Here is a 17,334-nt window from a genome sequence, read left to right as displayed (position 1 = left end):
AGCTTTGCTGAAGGCGGAAGAAGGAATTTGTTATGCTATATTGGCTTTATCAATATTTTGGTATTAATATTTTTTCTTATATCACTTTTCGTGCAGGATTAGCATTTTTTTGTGCTTTTGTATTTAGTATTACACTTATGCCTTATTTTATCAAATGGGCAAAAGCAAAAAAAGCAAATCAGCCTATTTCAACTTATGTTGCAGCACACGAGGGTAAAAAAAATACCCCTACAATGGGCGGTATAGTTTTTATTGTAAGTATGTTGTGTGCTTCTTTGTTTTGTGCGAATCTGTTTAATCCCTATGTTTTGCTCGGATTTTTTTGCATTGTGGGTTTTGGGCTTATTGGTGCAAGAGATGATTATATGAAAATTTCAGCCAAAAATAATGCAGGTATGAGTGCAAAAATGAAATTCTTTTTGCTTTTTATTATGTCATTTCTTATTGCGTCTGCGCTGTTATACATTGGGCATAATACAAATTTTTATTTGCCTTTTATGAAATATCCGCTTTTTGATATGGGTGCTTTTACTATCGCCCATATTCCAATTATCGCACTATGTTTTTGGATTCTCGTATTTTTAGCTACAAGTAATGCTGTAAATATTACTGATGGACTTGATGGATTGGCTACCATTCCTAGTATTTGTGCGCTTTTTTCACTCTCTGTTTTTGTATATGTTGCTGGACACGCTGGATTCTCTGGATATTTGTTGTGGCCTAAAGTTGTAGATAGCGGAGAATTGGTTATCTTATCTGTTGCTCTTATTGGTGCGCTTTTTGGATTTTTGTGGTATAACTGCCACCCTGCGCAAGTTTTTATGGGAGATAGCGGAAGTCTTGCTATTGGAGCGTTTATAGCTTTTATGGCGATTGTGTCAAATAATGAAGTTTTGCTTATTCTTATAGGCATTATTTTTGTTATTGAGGCACTTTCTGTGATTTTACAAGTGGGGAGTTACAAATACCGCAAAAAGCGTATTTTTGCTATGGCACCCATTCATCACCATTTTGAAGTGCGTGGTTGGGCGGAAAATAAAATTATTGTGCGCTTTTGGATTATTGCAATTTTAGCAAATCTTATTGCACTTTTAAGTCTTAAAATTCGTTAAAAGGGCTGTTATGCGTATAAGTATTTTTGGTTATGGCGTTACAACAACGCCTCTTGTAGCTTTTTTGAATGCACAAGGGCATAAACTTTGTATTTATGATGATAAGTTTGAAAATATGAAAACTGATGATTATGGCAATACTTTGCTTCCTTCATCTCATTTTAGTCCTGCTCAAAGTGATATGGAGATTCTAAGTCCGGGTATTCCTCCATTTCACCCTTTAGTGCAAAAAGCACAGAATCTTGTGAGTGAGTATGACTATTTTGCAAATCTTTTGCTAGAAGATTCACAAAAAAATGGCGCGAATGGCACAAATAATAAGATGCAAATGCCTTTTATGATATGGATTAGTGGCACAAATGGTAAAACTACCACCACAGAAATGACTACTCTTTTATTAGAGCCTTTTGGCGCACAAAGTGGTGGCAATATTGGCACACCTCTTGCACAACTTTATAGGCAAAAACCTAAAGTATGGGTGCTTGAGACAAGCTCTTTTACCTTGCATTATACGCATAAGGCATATCCTCAAATTTACGCACTTCTACCTGTGAAAGAAGACCATATTAGTTGGCACGGCAGCTTTGAAAACTACATCGAAGATAAACTTAGTCCGCTTCAATGTATGGATTCTAAAACTTTTGCCATTATTCCAGCTGAACTTGCATATCATTCTTTTGTAAAAGATTTTAATGGCACACTTGTTACTTATGAATCTGCACACGATTTGGCTCAAAAATGTGATATTCACATTCAGAATATCCACTTTAAAGAACCTTTTTTGCTTGATGCTACTTTAGCCCTTAGTATTGCTAAATATGCATTTAGTGCAGATAATATCGCACTTTTAAATACATTTCATATTGGTTCGCACAGAATTGCAGAGTTTTATGATAAACACAATCGCTTATGGGTTGATGACAGCAAAGGCACAAATGTTGATGCCACTATTGCTGCTATTGCACGTTATGCTCATACACATATTATGCTGATTCTTGGGGGTGATGATAAGGGTGCAAACCTTACTCCACTTTTTGATTTTATGCGAGGCAAGGATATTGAGATTTTTAGCATTGGTTCAAATGAGGAGCGTTTAATAAACTTCGCACAAAGTTATGAGATTCCTATAACGGCTTGTGAGAATCTGCATAATGCGATGAATGCAATTCACAATAAACGCGCATTTGATGCAAAAGATGTTGTGCTTCTCTCTCCTGCTGCTGCAAGTTTAGACCAATTTAGCTCATATAAAGAGCGAGGAGAGATTTTTACGCAACTTGCTCTGCGGGAGTAGAATCTAATTCATAATGCCATTAAAATGGCTTATCGTTTTTTAATCTTTATTAATATACCATTTTCTTATGCAGCTTTTCTATGTCTTTTGTTTGATATGAATCGAGCGTTATTTGTTTATCAAATGCCAAATGTTTTAAAACCATTATATTGTTGAAATTACCATAGCGAGTGAGGTGGATAAGGACTTTAAAATGTGGTTTATTTAATATTTTTAAATAATCACTCGCCTCTTTTTTAGATTCAAAAGCAAAATACCCCACAGATTGCGTTGTATTTGTTTTAGATTCAATATAGGGGATAAAGTAGGTTGATAATGGAATGATGATTATATGCTTATCATAAATATCTTGCTTTTTACTTGCATAGCGGGTTTTTCTAGGCGTGTGAATCGTGCGGTATTTATAGGTGTTATCTTGCGTATCACTTAAAAAAGCCTTTTGCGTAAAGTTATGTAAATCGCAGCGATAAGTAAAATTATTTGGTGTTTTTGATATTAATTTTTGAACGAGATTTAATATATTTTGTGAAATATAAAGTGGCAAAAATGGTAAATCTTTTGGGATTGTAATGTTGTGTTGAATATCTTTTAGCAGATAATTATTGATAATTGTTGTTTTATGATTATTCACACCCTTTTGCCATATCATAATACTAAATGAACTTCCAATGCCCTTAAAATATTTTTTCGCATCATTATCAATCACTAAAAAAGAACCAAGACTAAGTAGCTTTTTTAAAGTGGTGTTATTGTTATTATAAGTCATATAATTATTTGGTGTTACAAAGCAGAGATAACCTTTGTCGTTGAGTTTTTCAATGCTGGATTCTATAAATTTATTAGACATTGAGCGATTTTTATTCCCTCCACCAGAATAGGGAGGATTTGCCATTATCAAATCAAAATGACCCAAAATGTGAGATTCTATGCCTAAAAAATCATAATTACTTATATTTGGTGGATTGAGTATATTTTTGCAATTTTGTAGGCGTTTTTTATTGATTTCATTAAAGTATATGTTTTTTATATCTGTTTTGAACATCGCATATGCGCCAAAATTGCCATTGCCACAGCAGGGGTCTAGCACCCTTATGTTTTCTTGTTGCCAAAAGTGCTTTGGAATATAATCAAGCATAGTTTTGACACACTCCATAGGGGTGCAAATATCATCATTACTTAATTTGTGAGAGTTATCTTTGTTTAAATTATCATATATGCTAAAGAGAGATTCTATATCGTGTTGCACGATGATGTTCATTGTGTAACCTTACAAATAGAGTGTGCCCCCAATTCTTAGGCTTTATACTTAGGCACAAAAGTATAATACGATATGCTTTAAGGGCGATTAAATTTGACTTAATGTCTATTCCTGCCCCTTCATACTACTCATATCAATTACATAGCGGAATTTTGCCTTGCCACTTGTAAGATTCTCATAAGCCTCATTGATTTGCTCCACAGAGATAACTTCTGTTTCAGGATAAATTTTGTGCTTGAGCGAAAAATCAAGCATTTCTTGCGTCTCTTTCATTCCGCCAATCAGCGAACCATAGACTTTTTTACCCGCGGCAAAGACAAGGCGCGCTACATTAACGCTAAGATTCTCATTTGCTGGTGGCAAACCTACAATCGCCATTTCTCCGCCAAACTTGAGCAATTCCGCATAAGCATTCACATCATAAGCGGTTGGAATCGTGGAGAGGATAAAATCAAATTTTTCCTTTACGCCATTTGTATCAGTATAAAGTGCCTTTGCTCCTAGCTCTAGTGCTTCTTTTTCTTTGTTTTTATTGCGTGCAAACACGCTCACTTCCGCGCCCATTTTGAGCGCGTATTTTAAAGCCATCACGCCTAGCCCGCCAAATCCAGCTACCGCAACTTTATCTCCCGCCTTGACATTGCTAAATTTAATCGGCGAATAAGTCGTGATTCCAGCACAAAGCAAAGGAGCGACTTTTTCAAGTGGCGCATCTTGTGGGACATTGACTGCAAATTTCTCACTCACCACGATATTATTGGAATACCCGCCATAAGTGGGTTCATTATTGTGAAAACAATCGTGGCAATCATAGGTAAAGACGCATTTGCCATTTTCACAAAATTGCTCTTGACTTCTTTTACACGCCTCACACTCGCCGCAAGAATTTACCATACAGCCTACCCCTGCATAATCGCCCACTTTGAATTTGCTCACCTTGCTCCCTACTGCAACCACGCGTCCAGCAATTTCGTGTCCGGGCACCATTGGAAAAATGCCTTTATGCCATTCCTCCCGCGCACTATGAATATCGCTATGGCAGATTCCAGCAAATAGAATCTCAATCAAAATATCGTTTGCGCCAAGTGCGTGGCGCGAAAAGCTAAAGGGCTTAAAGGTATCGCTTTTGTGCGCTACGGCGTAACCTTTTGCAGTGATTCTCTCTCCTGTGTTTGCTTGTGTCAAATTCTCTTTTAATAGCATCAATTACTCCTTTTAAATACATTTTTGAATCCAAAAGATTCTATGAATGCAATTATAAAACTTGATACCTAGTATCTGTCAAGAGGCAATGCACATAATAATGAAAAATATCAACAAAGTATTGAGGAGGTATTGTGCATTGTTGATTTTATATTTATTGTTTGTGTGAAGTTTTTACCAAAAATGAAAAATTATACAAAAATTTGCTATTCCTCCTTAGTAAATATGCTCATCTTTTCATCAAGCACTTCACTCTTCACACCTAAAAATGTCAAAACACTATGAAAAATATGAAAGTGTGTTGCTTCATTCAAATCTTTAATTCTACTAGCATTAGAACTCCACACAAAAAATGGTATTTCATATTGCTCCTTTGGCGCAAATGCTAATGGTATCCCGTGCATATATACACCATTTTCACCCAAGCTCTCGCCGTGATCACTTACATAAATCATTGTGCTTTCGTATTTATCAAGTTTGCTTAACTGACTAATGATTGAGTGCAATAAAAAATCAGTATAGAGGATTGTATTATCATACGCATTGATAATTTCACTCTGTAAGCATCCCTTTGGTTCGACACTTTTGCACACAGGCGTAAAGATTTCAAATTGAGGAGGGTATTTCTTATAATATGTTGGTCCATGGCTCGTGCTTGTATGAATGACAATAAGCACTTTGGGCGATTTTGCTAACTCAATGTCTTCAGTTAGTCCGGCTACAAGTGCAGACTCGTAGTTATCATTAAGATGGATATATTTCTCTGCAAGTTGCGAATATCGCATAATATCTTCACTGGGTAGGTGAAGCGGAGGCTCACCCCAATTTGTCGAACGCCACATCACATCTACTCCAGTGCGTGCAAGATAGTTTGGCAATATCTCATATAGATTCGTGCTATCCTTGTATGAAAGCATATTTTTCACAGATGCGCTCGTGTATGTCGTGCTTGATTTTGCATAAAAATGTCGAAGTCCTGATACTTCTAAAAGGAGGGGATTGGTATTGCGTGAGTAACCATAGAGCGAGAAGTTTTTTGCACGTGCAGATTCACCAATTACGAGCACGACTACAGATTTTTTGTCATTTGCAATGTGTGCATCAGGGAGTGGAATCTCTTTTTTGTTTTTTGCTAGTTCCCCTTGAAAATACCGCACCGAGTTACCTATATATGACCAAGGCATAATAAGTGCGCCAAGTTGTTTAGAGTATTTATCAAGCCACAATAGATTTTGAAAATTAACTCCAGTAAGCACAATAAGCGTAAAAAATATCAAGCCTAAGCTCTTAGCAAGTGATTTGCGCGTAGGTCTTGCCACCTTTTCAAAGAGCAGAAAGCACGCTGGGAGGAGACCTAGTATAACTATATAGAGTGCCATTTTTAAAGATAGAAATTCTCCTGCTTCTGCTGGGTTTGTATTAAAGAGATTACCCATCATCGTTTTATCCAAAAACACTCCATATACAGAGACGAAATACACCGCTATGGCGTTTGTGATTGAGATAATTGCGAACCATATTTTGGTGAGATTGAAAGAGATGAGTGCTAATAAGAGTGGCATAAGTGTAGTAAGTGCGAACAAAAATAGCACGAGTGAGACAAACAGCACAATTGCATTGAGTGAATCTAAAGCGAGATTTGTCTGCACAAATCCTAAAAAAGGAAAATGGAAAAATGCTACTTGAAGTGCAGAGATGACGAAAATAAAGGCGATAGGATTAGCTCTAGGGGGGGTATATTGTAAATCTAATCTTTGAGTGTTAGTAAAATATTTATGGAGTATCATAAATAAGCAGCCTAATGCACAAATAAGTGCAAGATAAAACACCAAAAGATTATATTTGCTGATATTTTGAATCGCCATCACGACAGCAACTCCACCCAAAGTAGCGAAAACAAGCAAACCAAAACGTGAATCTAGCCAAGCAAAAATACGCGTCTTACCAGCCACAAGCACACCAAAGACTCCGCACACACACCCAAGAGATGCGCCCACAAGGACATCTAGCGGATAGTGTGCTCCCACGCCCACGCGTGAAAGTCCCACGAATACACCTAAGAGAGTGATACCTATGATAAAAGGCAAACGCCATTTGCGCAAGCTTGGCATAAAAGCAAAAAGTAGCACAGAAAGTATTGTGAATATAGTAATCGAATGCCCTGATGGTAGGCTATTTGCGCCTGTGAGTCGCTCACCAATGATATTAAAGTATTGGTCAAAAGCACGTGCTGGACGCGGCATTGCATAGATTGTCTTGAACAATGTAGAAAGCACAAGAGAAAGTAAGGAGCTTGCTATGAGTGCTTCCCAAAGCTTAGGTGCGATGAGTGAAAACCCTAGCAAGAGTGCGAATGCTACACTTGCATCACCGAGTTGGGTAAGATTGTGTGTGAGAGATGGGACATTGGACCAAAGCGAATTGATGGTTAAGAAAATATCCTTTTGAATCTGTGGATATACCTCCGGCTCACTCCAGCCAAAGATTCTTAACATACCCAACAATAAAGCAAAAACGCCTATTGCGACGCCTAAATGCCATAAATTCACTTTGGCAAAATTCATACTGACTTGTTTATTCATAGCTGGGATTATACACAAATTATCAATGAATTTGTGTAGTTTTATTGTCATTTGTCTTTGGTGCAATGTGATTATTAAATTCTATAAGAATCTAAATGCCCTTAATATCAGGATAAGTTCTTAAGTATAGGCAAGTATTCTTTACCCTTGCAAATCTTTTTGCCTTTAGAGGCTCTCCATAGTCTTTGTGTATTTGTCAAGAAGGTGGCGGACAGGGAGGGATTCGAACCCTCGGTAACCTTGCGGCTACGCATCCTTAGCAGGGATGTGGTTTCAGCCAACTCACCCACCTGTCCATTTTAAAAAAGAATGCTATTGTATGGGAAAATTTATAAAATTACACTTAACGCTTCTTTATGAAATTGAAAATATAAAAAATTATTCTAAATTTGCCAGTTTCATATTGAAGTTTTGCTACAATCTCATAATTTGTATTTATACCAAAAGTGCAATGGATTTTGAGGTGCGAGTAATACAGATAAAAGAGAGCAAGCAGAATCTATTTTGGTGCAGATTTTTTAGAGTAAAGGATTCTCAATGAAATACGCCTTTATATTTCCCGGACAAGGCTCACAAAGTGTGGGTATGGGTAAGGAGTTTTATGATAATTTTGCCATTGCAAAAAAGCTTTTTGAAGAAGCAGGAGATGCGTTGCATATAGATATGAAACAACTTCTTTTTGAAGAAAATGATAGATTGAATCTCACCCAATACACTCAACCAGCAATTTTTCTTGTAAGTGCTATTGCTTATCATATTTTACAAAGTGAATATCCGCTTCAACCAAATGTGGCTATGGGACATTCTTTGGGTGAAGTCAGTGCAGTCGTGCTAAGTGAGGGAAGTAGCTTTACAAAAGGTATAGAACTTATACATAAACGCGGTGCGCTTATGGCTGAGGCTTGTGAAGGAAAAAACGCTGGAATGATGGTTGTCGTTGGGCTTGATGATGAGAAGCTAGAGCAGTTTTGCAAACAATCTCGGCAAGCAGGTAAAAGTATTTGGTGTGCGAACTATAATGGCGATGGACAAATTGTTTTGGCTGGCAAGAAAGATGATTTGAGTGCATTAGAGGCTGATATAAAAGCACTTGGGGCTAAACGTGCCTTGCTTTTGCCAATGTCTGTTGCAAGCCATTGCCCTTTGCTAGAATCTGCGAGCGCACCTTTCAAGGAACTTTTGGAGCAAAATTTGAACGCCACATTAAGCACACCGATTCTCTCTAATGCTACACTTGAGCTTTATACTACAAAAGATGAGGCAAAGGAACTTTTAAGCAGCCAACTTACACAACCTGTGCTTTACAAACAATCTATTCTTAAGCTTAATGACGAAGTGAATGCATTTATTGAATTTGGCAATGGCAATGTTTTGCGTGGGTTGAATAAGCGTTTAAGCCAAGTGCCTACTTGGAATGTGAGCAATCTTGCAAGTTTGAAAGAATGTGTTGAGGGATTACAATCTCTTGCAAGTGATGCGTAAGTTTATTGAAAATAAGTGTGCAAAGGAGCAAAAATGACACTTGGCATTATTGGCGCGATGGTAGAAGAAATCACACCCTTACTTGAATGTTTTGAGAATCATATAAAATACGATGTGGGTGGAAATACTTATTATGAGGTTACTTTTGGCAATCATAGGATTTTCATTGCTTATAGTAAAATAGGCAAAGTGCATGCGGCTTTAAGTGCAAGCGTGATGATTCTAAAGTTTGGTTGTGAGCAGATTATTTTTAGTGGTGTGGCAGGAGCGTTGAGTGCGGATTTGAAAGTAGGCGACTTAGTGCTTGGGACAAAGCTTTGTCAATATGATGTAGATATTAGTGCATTTGGACACGCTCTTGGTTTTATACCTGAAAGTAAGCTTTATATGGAATCTAGCCCGATTCTTAACAAAATAGCAAAAGATACAGCCAAAGCACAAGGCATAATGCTTAAAGAGGGTATTATTGCTTCGGGAGACTGCTTTATTGCTAATAGTGAAAAAAAGCAGTGGATTATGGAGCATTTTGATGCCATAGCGGTGGAAATGGAGGGTGCAGCAGTAGCTGTTGTATGCGATTCGTGTAAGATTCCATTTTGTATTTTACGCTCTATTAGCGATAGTGCTGATGGAAGTGCTGATGTGAGTTTTGATGAGTTTTTAGAGAGTTCTGCAAAGAGAAGTGCAGATTTTGTAGTGAATATGTGTAAGCAGATTTTACAATAAGGAGGAGATATGAAAACAATTACACTTTTGCGACACGCAGATACAATAAGTAGAGAAGAATTCCGTTTAAATACAAAAAAAGATAAAAACGATATTTTTCGCCCTTTAAGTAAGCTTGGTAAAGATCAAAGTAAAAATATCGCCTGTTTTGCTAGAGGGCATTTGGATTTTGATATGGTATTTTGCTCACCAGCTAAACGCACACAACAAACACTTAAACCTTTGAAAAAATACATTAAATCTAATCATCTTATGATAAGCGAGGATATTGCTCCTGATTGTGGGCTCGATGGATATATGAAGCTAACACAAACAAAAGAATTTCAAAAAGCTTCAAATGTCCTTATTGTAGGACATCAACCTGATTTAAAAAGCTTTGCTACTTATCTTTGCCCTTCTTTTCGCGCACTTGTGCCTAAAGGTGTGCTTATGAGATTTATTATCCAAACAAATGATTCTCTTGAGGGTGGTGGAATCATTGATTTTATTATCCCACCCTTTATGCTTGAAGATTTTAAAAAATGAGAAAAATGACCAGCAGAGGCTATAAAAAGCGTTTAGCATTTAGTATGCTGGAGCTCGTATTTGTTATTATCATACTTGGCATTTTGGCAGCGATTGCTATTCCTCGATTTTCTCTTACACGTTCAGATGCACAGCTCATTGCGGTTGAAAATGACATTATAAGTGCAATTAATGCTATACAACGCGAAGTCTTTAGTCAAAATATTGAACCAAATAGTATTGATGGACATAGGATTTTAGATTTAAGCGGACTTAGTCAATCACGTTGGGTGGTGCAAGGCAATGGTGTGCGCCTTGCCAAAAATGGCATACTTGATACGCAAAATGATTGTATTACGCTTATGCAAGAGAATGGCAAAATTATCTTTTTTGTGCAGCAAAAGGCAGATTCTACATTGTGTTCTAAACTCCTTGAGCGACATAAAACGCGTAGAGAAGTGCCGCTTAGCACATCAAATGCGATATTCTAAAAGAGCAGGTTTTAGCACATTTGAATTATTATGTGTAGTTATTATTGTTGCAATCATAGGAAGTATAGGGGTGCGTTATCTAGGATATATTACACATAAGCAATGCCTTTTACACCTCAAGGCGCGTCTTGCTCACACTCAAAATGCTTTGAATGCATATTACGCGGATAGCTTTGTGCGGGGAGATTCTATAAATCCTATTTATGCTCAAAATATACTCTCTACTCTTGGTGATAATGCTACGCCACAATGTGTTTTTATTGTGCAAAAAACACAACTTATAGCAATTATTGGCACGCAAAATGTTGTTTTTAGCGTAACTCCACCCACATTAACGCTTAACCCTAAAATATCTTGCAATATTGCTGAATCTTTGTGTAGGGATTTGAGTGATAGAATCTTAGATAAGTGATTCTAACGGATTTTGTTTTGTCCTAAGCGATAGATTGCAAAGTCATAGCGCACAGGGTCGTTTTCACACATAAGTGCGAGAGTATCTGTAGCCTGCAGCGCACTTTGTAAATTAGCGTGTTTTGTATTTAAGATTCTAAATTTTTTACAAAGTCTAAAAGTATGCGTATCAAGAGGTAAAATGAGATATTGAGGAGAGAGGGAATCTTGCCAAATCCCCATATCAATCTCATCTTTACGCACAAGCCACCGCAGTAACATATTCCACCTTTTGAGCGCACTTGCATTACTAGGTGGATTACCCTTAGTTTTTAGAATCTCGCTTAAAGATGTGCCAAGAGTAAAGTTAATGCCTTTACTTTGAGAAATATGATGTTTTGAGATGTATGTATAAAGTATGTCTATGCAATGATATATGCTATAAATCATACGAGCGTGATAGATGTTTTTGCTTTTATTCCATAGAATAAAACTTGCTGGAGGATTCTTGAATGCTTGGAGAAAATGTTTTTTGAGCCCACCATTTTCAAGCAAAGAAGCGATAATGATAAAAAGTGTTTTTATGTCTTTACGCGTTTGGAATCTATAATAAGGAAAAGATTCTTCATCTTCTTGCATAATTGTTCGCATAGATTTTAAGAGGTTAAAATCAAGCCTTTCAAGTTTTCGCAATGTTTGCACAATTGCTTTGACATTCCCATAGGAGAGAAGGGCACATATCAGGGAGATTTCAGCAATCAATGGAGATTGTTTATATGTTTTAGCAATAAGGAGTGGGTCGAGTTTGTTTTCATCAAGTGAATGAGGATTATTATAGTGCATATAACACGCATCAAGTTTTGCCTTAAGTTCTTGCATTGCACTCCTCCTTAATTATTTGCGTTTTTGCGTTACAATCTTGCCATTTCTTTTGTATGAAAGTTTAACATAAAAGGCATATAATGAAAAAGTGGCTCACTCTCATTGCACTACTCTTAAATGTGCTCCAAGCAGAGTATTTAAGTTTAGAATCTGCCTATAAACAAGTTTTAAGCCAAAATGATGGACTAAAAAGCTCACAAAGTGCATTGCAAAAACAAGAAAAATTACGAAGTGCAACAAAAATGCTCTATCTTCCGCAAGTGTCGCTTGATGCAGCTTATATTCATTTTCAAGAGCCAATAAAAACGCAGTTTTTTGATGCATCTGGTTTAAGTGCAGTAGGACCACCTCTTGATGCTTTACTTCCTCATCTTGCAAAACCTGTTACTTTGCAAGATCAAAATATTATTTTTGGCGCATTGAATATTGTATATCCACTTTTTACTGGAGGAAAAAAATATTTTGCCAATAAACTCTCTCAACTTGCACTTGAAGACGCTTCACTTGCGCTTAAACTCAAGGAATTAAGTTTATTTGAGGATTGTGCAAAGCTGTATTATGGAGTAGTGTTAGCAAATCAGATTCTTGAAACACTTGAAGACGCTAATGCAGGGCATTTAGCACATTATCAAAATGCGTTAAAACTTCAAGAAAAGGGGCAAATTGCGCGATTAGAAACGCTGCAAGCGCAGGTAAATTATGATAAATCAAATATTGAAGTTCAAAAAGCAAGAGATAATCTTGATATTGCCTTTATGGCGTTAAATGCGTTGCTTGGGAATGATTCTTCAGCACCTTTAAGTTTAGCTCAAATGATTGATATTAAGCAGGAGAGTTTGCTAGAGAAGGTAGATTATTTTGTGAATAAAACACTTGAAGTCTATCCTGCCTTGCAAATAATGGATAACAAGATCCAAGCAACTCACGAGCTTTCTCGTATTGAATTTGCTTCATTTTTACCAGATGTTGGGCTTTTTGGAAGCTATATTATGAACGAGAATAAAACATTGTTCGAAAAAGCAATGCCTAATTGGTATGTGGGTATTGGGGCGAGATGGTCTCTTCTTACACCAAATGGAAGGATTCAGAAGTATCAAGCGAGTAAAATTGCTTCGCTTGAAGCGCAATTTGCAACCTCTCAAGCAAGAAAAGATTTAAAAACACTTTGTGAAAAAACTTATAATGAAGTGCTTTCTTATAAAACGCAATATTTTAGTTTGCAATCTTCTGTGGAACTTGCAAGTGAGAATCTAAAATTGCGGCAAAGTGCATTTTTACAAGGTATGAGCACAAGCACAGAAGTGAGTGATGCACAAAATGCTCTTTCTCTGGCTATCATAGAGCGACAAAGTGTGGCATACCAATATGTTATTGCTCTTTCAAGGCTTTTTGCTTTAAGTGATGAACTAGAAAGATTCTATGGTTTTTTTAATTAAGATGAAGGAGAAGGTATGAAAATATCCTTAAAACTTGTAGCATTGATTGGAGTAGCATTGTGTTTTTTGCTGTGGCTTATCATTAGTTTTACACGTGCGTATGAACCAAAAGAGGATAGAATCTATGCTCAAGTGCAGGCGCGGGAATATGCTATTAGCTCTAAAGTTGCTGGACGCGTGGAAAATATTTTTGTAAAAAAGGGCGATATGCTTCAAAAGGGAGATTTGGTTTATAGTATTAATTCTCCAGAGCTTCAAGCAAAACTCGAGCAAGCTAGAGCTGGATATGAAGCAGCCAAAGCTTTAAGCACAGAAACAAAACAAGGTGCAAGAGTAGAAACAATACAATCTGCAAAAGATGTGTGGCAGGGTGCAAAAACAATGGCAAATCTTGCTAAAAGCACTTATGAACGTATAGAATCTCTTTACAAAGATGGTGTAATAAGCCAACAAAGACGCGATGAGGCTTATGCAAACTACACCACAGCTAAACATAACGAAAATGTAGCCTATCAACAATATAAACTTGCTCTTGATGGAGCAAGTAGCGAGACTAAAATTGCTGCTCAAGCTAAAGAAGATGCTGCAGCGGGACAAGTAAGTGAGGTAGAAAGCTATGCTAAAGATACACAAGCTATTGCACCTGCAAATGGTGAAATTAGCAATGTTTTGCTTCACGAGGGTGAGCTTGCACCTAGCGGATTCCCAGTAGTGCTTATGATTGATATGAATGATGCGTGGATTAGTTTTCATCTTCCAGAATATCGTCTAAAGGAATTTCCTAAGGATAGCACTTTTAAAGCATATATTCCCTCACTTAATACAGAGGCAGAGTTTAAGGTAGCATTTGTCTCTGTGATGGGTGATTTTGCGACTTGGAGAGCAACAAGTGCGCATAAGGGCTATGATATAAAGACTTTTGAAGTGGAAGCCTATCCTGTTACACATATTGAAGGCTTACGCGTGGGTATGAGCGTGCTTATTAATTGAATTAAGGTAGTTTTGTGCTAAGTTTGATTAGAATCCTCATTCTATTTTATAATAAAGGGTTTTTATGGCAAAGAAATGTTTTTTTACAGGCAAAGGTCCTATGGTAGGTAACAATGTGAGCCACGCAAATAATAAAACAAAAAGACGCTCACTCCCAAATCTTCGAAGTATAGTGCTTAAACTTGAAGATGGCACAAGGGTTCGTGTTAGAGTAGCAGCCTCTACTTTACGCACATTAAAAAAATACTCATAGAGTTATATTTGTATTTTGTTCGCAAAGTTTAAAAAAATTCTTCGTTGGGGCAACAACCCCAAACCGGATATTTCACTTTCAGGTGAGCTGTATGAGCAGCTCAAATACTTTCGACTTCCGCTTATTCTTGTTCAACTTTTTCTTCTTTTTGGCACTTTAGGGTATTTGGTTTTAGAAGATTATGATTTAATGCAAGCATTTTTTCAGGCTTCTTATACCTTTACAAATACTGGCTTTGGTTCATTAGGAGAAGATCGTTTTGGCACAATTACAATTATTTTCACTGTGTTGCTTATGATATGTGGAGCGGGAGTTGTAACTTTTAGTGTGGCATTTATTATGAGTATTGTAAATAATGGCACACTCATTGCATTGATTAAGGAGCAGAAAATGGTGTATAATATTGCGCGTTTGCAAAATCATTATGTAATTTGTTATCATAATGATTTTGCAATACAACTTGCCCAGCAATTTTTAGAATCCCATATACCTTTTGTTGTAGTGGATAACTCTCCAGATTTTGAGAAAGAAGCAAAAAAGCATAAATATCCTTACTATATTATTGATGACCCTCATACCCATATTGCGATGTTAAAATCTCACCTCTCAAGTGCTAAAGGTATTGTTAGCTTTTCTAAGAATCCTGCAGATAATATTACTATGGTGGTGAGTGTGCGGCTTTTTGAAGAGGAGCTCAAGAGAAAACCCTACTATATCATCGCTGCAGCTAATTCTGAAGAAGAATGTAATAAACTCAAAAAACTTGGCTGTGATTCTGTAATTTCTGCTCCTAAGCTTATGGCACAAAGAATCTCTGCAATGGCAGTGCGTCCTGATATGGAAAATTTGCTTGAGCGATTTTTATATCGCCACGATACACCACTTGATTTGGAAGAGATTATTGTGCCACGTTATTCTTGGCTTGTGTTAAAAAAACTCAAGGAAGCACATTTTCGTGATGTTACAAATGTGTCGGTTGTGGGGCTTACACAAAAAGATGGCACTTATATTACTATGCCAAGTGGCAATACGATTGTTTCAAGTGAATGCAAACTCCTTGTCATCGGCTCAAGCGAAAATATTCGCTCTACAAAGCGACTTATTATGAAAAAACAAAAACCACAGGAGGTTGATTATGTTTGATATTATTCCTGTTAAAGGAGGAATAAATGCTCCACAAGGATTCTATGCTGATGGTGTAAGCGCAGGATTAAAGCCTCCACTTGCTGATGGCACTCCTGCGCTTGATGTCGCATTTTTGTATAGTGAAGATGCGCTCAAGCCTTTTACACTTTTTACAAGTAACGCTTTCCAAGCCGCACCTATAATACATTTTAAGCAGTTTGTTCAAGACAAAGAGAGTAATTTTGTGCTTATAAATACCAAGAATGCTAATGCTATGACAGGACAAAAAGGCGTGCAAGATGTATGTGATATTTTATCCGCACTTACACAGAAGTTCCCTTTCATACAAAATCCTATAATGTCAAGCACAGGTGTCATTGGGCAATATCTTCCTAAAGACAAAATTATTGCTTCTTTTAATGCTTTTGAGATTCAAAAACGAGATGAAAATGCTCACGCTCGTGCTGCTGATGCGATACGCACGACAGATGCTTTTAGTAAGGAAATTGCATTAAGGGTGCAGCTTGATAATGGAGAAAGTTTTTGTATCGGAGCTATGGCAAAGGGAGCAGGTATGATACAGCCTGCTCTTGCAACTATGCTTTGTTTTATCACAACCGATGCGCTTGTGCCTCAAAATGAAGGTGATAGAATCTTGCGTGAGTGTGCCAAGACAAGCTTTAATGCCATTAGCGTAGATGGCGATATGAGCACAAATGATTCTGTATTTTTGTTTGCTAATGGGCGAAGTGGGGCATATAATGAAGCGGCTTTCACAGAAGCTTTAAAAATGATTATGCACAAACTTGCTACCGATATGGTAAGAGATGGTGAAGGTGCTACGAAGCTTGTAGCCTTTGAGGTGTGTGGCGCAAGAGATGAGGCACAGGCTGTATGCGCTGCAAAAGCCTTGAGCAATTCACTTCTTGTTAAAACCGCAATTTATGGAGGAGATCCAAATTGGGGGAGAATTGCCTCAACAATTGGTGCAAGTGGCGTGGAATGCAATGAGGAAAGTTTAAAAATAGCCTTTGATTCTGTGGTAGTGTTTGATAAGGGGCAAATTTGCTTTGATGAAGAGAGAGAAGCAAAGGCAGCGGCTATAATGGAGCAAGAAAGCTTTAGGATTACTTGTGATTTAGGCAAAGGTAATGGGCGATTTGTTGCTTATGGCTGTGATTTAGGCTATAACTATGTAAAAATCAATGCTGATTATAGAAGTTAGATTCTATAATCCAATTATTGTAGGGGGATTTTAAAATAAAAAATGCACCATTATTGAAAATATCCTATAATAAAGCATTTATTTTTATTGAAAAGGAGCAGTTATGTTTCACGAATACAGAGATGAGGTTACCGCGCTAAAGACAAGCAATGCACATTTTGCAAAGATTTTTGATGAGCACAATGAGCTTGATGATAGAATCAAAAAGATTGAAGATGGCGAGGAAATTATGAGTGATATGGAGCTTGAAGTGCTTAAAAAGCAAAAATTGCGCTTAAAAGATGAAGCCTATGCAATGATTTTGGAATATCGTAAATCTCATTAATTTTGCATTGATGTAATTTTCTTATTTTGGAGCAAGGTAAAGCACAAGGAAAGAAC

General features: G+C 37.0%; 17 protein-coding genes and 1 tRNA gene. 13 read left to right on the top strand and 5 right to left on the bottom strand.

All coding sequences use genetic code 11. The features are described from left to right. Positions 1-32: 32 nt before the first annotated feature. Positions 33-1,112 carry a phospho-N-acetylmuramoyl-pentapeptide-transferase gene (mraY, locus tag LS65_RS02140; protein WP_034363868.1) on the top strand — a complete coding sequence of 360 codons (1,080 nt, stop codon included), beginning with the start codon at positions 33-35 and terminating at the stop codon, positions 1,110-1,112. Between the two features lie 10 nt (positions 1,113-1,122). Then, positions 1,123-2,406: a UDP-N-acetylmuramoyl-L-alanine--D-glutamate ligase gene (murD, locus tag LS65_RS02135; protein WP_034363865.1), complete on the top strand. Its 1,284-nt coding sequence runs from the start codon at positions 1,123-1,125 to the stop codon at positions 2,404-2,406. Between the two features lie 49 nt (positions 2,407-2,455). Here the strand turns inward: murD and LS65_RS02130 are convergent, their stop codons facing one another. The 4 genes from LS65_RS02130 to LS65_RS02115 all read right to left on the bottom strand — a co-directional run bounded on the left by LS65_RS02130 (position 2,456) and on the right by LS65_RS02115 (position 7,745). Further along, on the bottom strand, positions 2,456-3,664 hold the full coding sequence (locus LS65_RS02130; protein WP_034363863.1) for a methyltransferase: 1,209 nt from the start codon (positions 3,662-3,664) through the stop codon (positions 2,456-2,458). A gap of 105 nt (positions 3,665-3,769) precedes the next feature. Next, on the bottom strand, positions 3,770-4,867 hold the full coding sequence (locus LS65_RS02125; RefSeq protein ID WP_138129739.1) for an NAD(P)-dependent alcohol dehydrogenase: 1,098 nt from the start codon (positions 4,865-4,867) through the stop codon (positions 3,770-3,772). Positions 4,868-5,073: 206 nt separating this feature from the next. Continuing rightward, on the bottom strand, positions 5,074-7,431 hold the full coding sequence (eptA, locus tag LS65_RS02120) for a phosphoethanolamine--lipid A transferase EptA (protein WP_161976253.1): 2,358 nt from the start codon (positions 7,429-7,431) through the stop codon (positions 5,074-5,076). A 223-nt stretch (positions 7,432-7,654) separates the two neighbouring features. Continuing rightward, positions 7,655-7,745: transfer RNA gene (locus tag LS65_RS02115), tRNA-Ser, on the bottom strand. Between the two features lie 241 nt (positions 7,746-7,986). On the opposite strand from LS65_RS02115, the gene fabD reads away from it, so the two are divergent. From fabD to LS65_RS02090, 5 genes are read left to right on the top strand one after another with little or no spacing between them, the layout of a single operon-like run. Further along, the gene (gene fabD, locus LS65_RS02110; RefSeq protein ID WP_034362865.1) at positions 7,987-8,931 is read left to right on the top strand and encodes an ACP S-malonyltransferase; all 945 of its coding nucleotides are present in this window, start codon (positions 7,987-7,989) and stop codon (positions 8,929-8,931) included. Between the two features lie 33 nt (positions 8,932-8,964). Next, positions 8,965-9,657 carry a 5'-methylthioadenosine/adenosylhomocysteine nucleosidase gene (locus LS65_RS02105; protein ID WP_034362867.1) on the top strand — a complete coding sequence of 231 codons (693 nt, stop codon included), beginning with the start codon at positions 8,965-8,967 and terminating at the stop codon, positions 9,655-9,657. A 9-nt stretch (positions 9,658-9,666) separates the two neighbouring features. Beyond that, entirely contained in the window at positions 9,667-10,182 is a 516-nt protein-coding gene (locus tag LS65_RS02100; protein WP_034362869.1) for a SixA phosphatase family protein, read from the top strand. Next, positions 10,179-10,652, top strand: a complete 474-nt coding sequence (locus tag LS65_RS02095) for a prepilin-type N-terminal cleavage/methylation domain-containing protein (protein WP_236096591.1) — start codon at positions 10,179-10,181, stop codon at positions 10,650-10,652. The genes LS65_RS02100 and LS65_RS02095 overlap by 4 nt, the downstream gene beginning before the upstream one ends. Next, positions 10,639-11,064: a type II secretion system protein gene (locus LS65_RS02090; RefSeq protein WP_034362873.1), complete on the top strand. Its 426-nt coding sequence runs from the start codon at positions 10,639-10,641 to the stop codon at positions 11,062-11,064. The genes LS65_RS02095 and LS65_RS02090 overlap by 14 nt, the downstream gene beginning before the upstream one ends. A 2-nt stretch (positions 11,065-11,066) precedes the next feature. On the opposite strand, the gene LS65_RS02085 is transcribed toward LS65_RS02090, so the two are convergent. Next, positions 11,067-11,921, bottom strand: coding sequence for a TIGR02757 family protein (locus LS65_RS02085; protein ID WP_034362874.1), 855 nt, complete (start codon positions 11,919-11,921; stop codon positions 11,067-11,069). 83 nt (positions 11,922-12,004) lie between these two features. Between LS65_RS02085 and LS65_RS02080 the strand changes: the two genes are divergently transcribed. The 6 genes from LS65_RS02080 to LS65_RS02055 all read left to right on the top strand — a co-directional run bounded on the left by LS65_RS02080 (position 12,005) and on the right by LS65_RS02055 (position 17,278). Beyond that, positions 12,005-13,360 (top strand): TolC family protein, encoded by a 1,356-nt coding sequence (locus LS65_RS02080; RefSeq protein ID WP_034362876.1) that lies wholly within the window; start codon positions 12,005-12,007, stop codon positions 13,358-13,360. A gap of 15 nt (positions 13,361-13,375) precedes the next feature. Beyond that, complete coding sequence (locus tag LS65_RS02075) at positions 13,376-14,350, top strand: HlyD family secretion protein (RefSeq protein WP_034362877.1); 975 nt, start codon at positions 13,376-13,378, stop codon at positions 14,348-14,350. 64 nt (positions 14,351-14,414) lie between these two features. Continuing rightward, positions 14,415-14,603 carry a 50S ribosomal protein L28 gene (gene rpmB / locus LS65_RS02070; RefSeq protein ID WP_034362879.1) on the top strand — a complete coding sequence of 63 codons (189 nt, stop codon included), beginning with the start codon at positions 14,415-14,417 and terminating at the stop codon, positions 14,601-14,603. A gap of 15 nt (positions 14,604-14,618) precedes the next feature. Then, a complete protein-coding gene (locus LS65_RS02065; RefSeq protein ID WP_034362880.1) occupies positions 14,619-15,746 on the top strand; it encodes a potassium channel family protein in 1,128 nt (375 codons plus the stop codon). Then, the gene (gene argJ, locus LS65_RS02060) at positions 15,739-16,953 is read left to right on the top strand and encodes a bifunctional glutamate N-acetyltransferase/amino-acid acetyltransferase ArgJ (RefSeq protein WP_034362881.1); all 1,215 of its coding nucleotides are present in this window, start codon (positions 15,739-15,741) and stop codon (positions 16,951-16,953) included. Before LS65_RS02065 ends, argJ begins: the two co-directional genes overlap by 8 nt. A 103-nt stretch (positions 16,954-17,056) precedes the next feature. Further along, entirely contained in the window at positions 17,057-17,278 is a 222-nt protein-coding gene (locus LS65_RS02055; RefSeq protein WP_034362883.1) for an HP1242/YdcH family protein, read from the top strand. The last annotated feature ends 56 nt before the right edge of the window (positions 17,279-17,334 follow it).

Origin of the sequence: Helicobacter japonicus, from assembly GCF_000762845.2 — a bacterium.
GTDB lineage: Bacteria > Campylobacterota > Campylobacteria > Campylobacterales > Helicobacteraceae > Helicobacter_C > Helicobacter_C japonicus.
Note: the sequence above shows the minus strand (reverse complement) of the source record. Positions and strands in the feature narration are given on the sequence as shown.

Excerpts from the sequence above, each read along its gene's own strand:
- mraY (WP_034363868.1), top strand. The coding sequence starts at position 33 with ATGCTATATTGGCTTTATCAATATTTTGGTATTAATATTTTTTCTTAT.
- murD (WP_034363865.1), top strand. The coding sequence starts at position 1,123 with ATGCGTATAAGTATTTTTGGTTATGGCGTTACAACAACGCCTCTTGTA.
- LS65_RS02130 (WP_034363863.1), bottom strand. The coding sequence starts at position 3,664 with ATGAACATCATCGTGCAACACGATATAGAATCTCTCTTTAGCATATAT.
- LS65_RS02125 (WP_138129739.1), bottom strand. The coding sequence starts at position 4,867 with ATGCTATTAAAAGAGAATTTGACACAAGCAAACACAGGAGAGAGAATC.
- eptA (WP_161976253.1), bottom strand. The coding sequence starts at position 7,431 with ATGAATTTTGCCAAAGTGAATTTATGGCATTTAGGCGTCGCAATAGGC.
- fabD (WP_034362865.1), top strand. The coding sequence starts at position 7,987 with ATGAAATACGCCTTTATATTTCCCGGACAAGGCTCACAAAGTGTGGGT.
- LS65_RS02105 (WP_034362867.1), top strand. The coding sequence starts at position 8,965 with ATGACACTTGGCATTATTGGCGCGATGGTAGAAGAAATCACACCCTTA.
- LS65_RS02100 (WP_034362869.1), top strand. The coding sequence starts at position 9,667 with ATGAAAACAATTACACTTTTGCGACACGCAGATACAATAAGTAGAGAA.
- LS65_RS02095 (WP_236096591.1), top strand. The coding sequence starts at position 10,179 with ATGAGAAAAATGACCAGCAGAGGCTATAAAAAGCGTTTAGCATTTAGT.
- LS65_RS02090 (WP_034362873.1), top strand. The coding sequence starts at position 10,639 with ATGCGATATTCTAAAAGAGCAGGTTTTAGCACATTTGAATTATTATGT.
- LS65_RS02085 (WP_034362874.1), bottom strand. The coding sequence starts at position 11,921 with ATGCAAGAACTTAAGGCAAAACTTGATGCGTGTTATATGCACTATAAT.
- LS65_RS02080 (WP_034362876.1), top strand. The coding sequence starts at position 12,005 with ATGAAAAAGTGGCTCACTCTCATTGCACTACTCTTAAATGTGCTCCAA.
- LS65_RS02075 (WP_034362877.1), top strand. The coding sequence starts at position 13,376 with ATGAAAATATCCTTAAAACTTGTAGCATTGATTGGAGTAGCATTGTGT.
- rpmB (WP_034362879.1), top strand. The coding sequence starts at position 14,415 with ATGGCAAAGAAATGTTTTTTTACAGGCAAAGGTCCTATGGTAGGTAAC.
- argJ (WP_034362881.1), top strand. The coding sequence starts at position 15,739 with ATGTTTGATATTATTCCTGTTAAAGGAGGAATAAATGCTCCACAAGGA.
- LS65_RS02055 (WP_034362883.1), top strand. The coding sequence starts at position 17,057 with ATGTTTCACGAATACAGAGATGAGGTTACCGCGCTAAAGACAAGCAAT.